A 2,509-nucleotide genomic window follows, 5' to 3' on the forward strand; every position below is an offset into this window, starting at 1 on the left:
GGTGGTATAATGGATTCACGTCTCACTAAAGCGATTGGTAGCAAGATTGCAAATGCAAAAATCGTGAAGACCTTAGGCAACGCATTTGGTGATTCGCTGAATAAAATGACGGGCTGGATTGGGAATGCGGCAGATGCGGTTAAAGCGAAACTGATACGTGATGCATTGGATATAAAGGATGCAGCAACTACAGGCTGGAAAAAGCTTCAGAATGCTTTGACGATTAAGAAGGTGGGGGATGATCTTGTTCCCGCAGGTTATGGAGGAAATGTTAAACTTCATGAAAGTCCTGATTCTGTACCTTCCAGTCCGTCACAGCATCATAAGGATTTCTTTAGCGAATCCGAGGTTGGTAAGAAGGAATTGGCGGATCGTTTGAAGGGTGAGGCTGAAGCTGTTGCTGTAGCGCCAAAATTGTTAGATGATTATACAAATGCAATAAAAAATGGTAGTAAGTATGGTCCGGATTTTAAACCTTCAGTAACTAGTGTAGCAGTTGATGCTACTAATATATCAAGGGTTGGATTTGGATCAAGTGGAATTTATCAAAACAACCCAAGTATTGACAGTAAAATGTTTAGTTCGACACATGAATACGTGGATTTTTATAGAAAAACTTTAACTGATGAATACATTGATGATCTTATAGCTAAAAATCCTTCTTATTTTAAAGGGAAAGATATAAATTCTATTAAATCTGAAATGGAAAAACTAAGAGCATTAATTCAAAAAACTAAGGACTTTGCAGCATCTAAGGGTAAATATTTTAAAAATAATGAGAGCGAGCCAAGTATGCAAAATAACTGGCTTGTGGAAAATTGTGCAGAAATTTGGGCAGTCCGTGACGCTATATTACAAGGTGCGAAAATTGAGAATATAGTATTAAGATCAGTTGATGTGGAGACTGGATTGGTTAAAGCGTTTTGTAAGAATTGCAAGGTGACATTCGGTGATTTTATGAAATCAATGGATTAGGGGGAAGTATTTTGAGTATAAGTAGAAAGACATTGGTTACTTTGGAGAACGCGGGATGGTTTGAAGGTAGGAGTATTGATATTAGAGAAATTGAAGAAAATTTAAAGAAATTAGGTTATTTTGTTTTTGAAGAAGTAAAGCTTTTTTTGATGGAATTTGGGAACTTAATAATCGAGGATAAAGAAAATGAAGAGATTCATGATACTAGCCTAATATTTACAGATTATTATTCATATGGGAGTTTTAAGTCCGAGGAAAAGTATGCTCAAGAAAACTTGGTTCCTGTGGGGAAGATTGATAGTGGATATTTAATATTATTTGTTTCAGAAACCGGAAAAGTATATTGTAGTACTGGAAAATTGGGAGATAGTCCATTAGAAGCTTGGGAAAATTTAATAAGCGGAAATGGAGGACAGGAATGGGAATGATTTTGTCTCACTAGCGTTGTATAAACCTAATCCGTTCAAATGACTAGAAAGTTAAGAAAGGGATTTTTTATGACGGATTGTAATATGAGAGAGAAATCCGAACGAATTGCTGGTTTAATGGGGATGATTTGTTAGTGCGATTGTATGTTATAAAGCTTTTGATGTCGATCTATAAGTTAAAGATTAAGATAATTTTTGATAGAACAACAGCACATTGTTTAAACTAAATAATGAATGATCTTGAAGGCTAACTCCAGCAGGCAACAATATTGGAGCTAGCCTTTTTTGCATAACAATCCGGATTAGCGGGATCATTGAGGAAGAGCTGCGGACGAATGCCACACTGGAAGCGGTATGGCAGGATAAAATCGCGTTGTACGACGAAGAAGAGGGTAAACGGAAGCCCCTGTTCAAGGGTGGCGTCACATCTGTGCAGACGGTGCATCGCAATGGGGTGTACACGGTCGAGATCGAGGTGGTATCGGGAAGTATCTACAGCGATCTGAAGAAGCGGAGGCGATCTTTTCAGGATACGAGCCAGACGTACGAGAAGATCATAACTACCGACTGCGTGCGTATCCAGGTGGGGATATGTTACTTCAACAAAGAGAAAAAGAAAAACCATCTGAACCCGTCATTCAATATGAGGAGACGAATTGGGAGTTGACGATACGTCTAGCTAGCCAGTTCCAGTCGGTTGTCATCTGTGACATATTGGAAGAAACGCCATAGCTGTTTATTGGCATGCCGGAGGGGAGAGAGCATAAGCTGCCTGATGGAGCATCGTATACGGTGAGTAAAGATTTGGCGGCATTTCAAAAAGCAGGCGGAGAAGCAGCGGGCCTGCATGATACGGATTTTTTCGGCTATGAAATACAATCCAAGACGTTTTATCGTCTGGGTGATCGCTTTAAAATTCGGGCATATATTGAGCTGAAACCTCCGGAAAAACCGCCGTTTAGTTGGGGGAAACTAGCGAGGAATGTGCTGGCAGGATTGGCGGTCGTCGCGGTAGTTGCGGTAGCAGCGGCCTTCACGGTAGCGACACTAGGAGCGGGAGCGGTCGTTGTCGGCGCAGTGCTAGCTGGAGCAGCCATTGCAGGAAC

General features: G+C 40.6%; 3 protein-coding genes and 1 pseudogene. All 4 read left to right on the forward strand.

Annotated features, from left to right (window positions below; all coding sequences use genetic code 11):
* Nucleotides 1-975 (forward strand): hypothetical protein (locus ABEW34_RS24465; protein ID WP_430162200.1); only part of this gene is annotated, 975 nt, incomplete at its 5' end.
* An 11-nt stretch (nt 976-986) separates the two neighbouring features.
* The gene (locus tag ABEW34_RS24470; protein WP_430162202.1) at nt 987-1,403 is read left to right on the forward strand and encodes an SUKH-3 domain-containing protein; all 417 of its coding nucleotides are present in this window, start codon (nt 987-989) and stop codon (nt 1,401-1,403) included.
* A gap of 591 nt (nt 1,404-1,994) precedes the next feature.
* A complete protein-coding gene (locus ABEW34_RS24475; protein WP_430162204.1) occupies nt 1,995-2,135 on the forward strand; it encodes a hypothetical protein in 141 nt (46 codons plus the stop codon).
* A gap of 60 nt (nt 2,136-2,195) precedes the next feature.
* A pseudogene (locus ABEW34_RS24480) lies at nt 2,196-2,509 on the forward strand (hypothetical protein); the annotation flags it as partial.

The sequence above is a fragment of the Paenibacillus algorifonticola genome (genome assembly GCF_050481745.1).
Taxonomy (GTDB): Bacteria; Bacillota; Bacilli; order Paenibacillales; family Paenibacillaceae; genus Pristimantibacillus; species Pristimantibacillus algorifonticola_A.

What these genes read in the sequence shown, in the direction of transcription:
- ABEW34_RS24475 (WP_430162204.1), top strand. Translation starts at nt 1,995, where the DNA reads ATGTTACTTCAACAAAGAGAAAAAGAAAAACCATCTGAACCCGTCATT.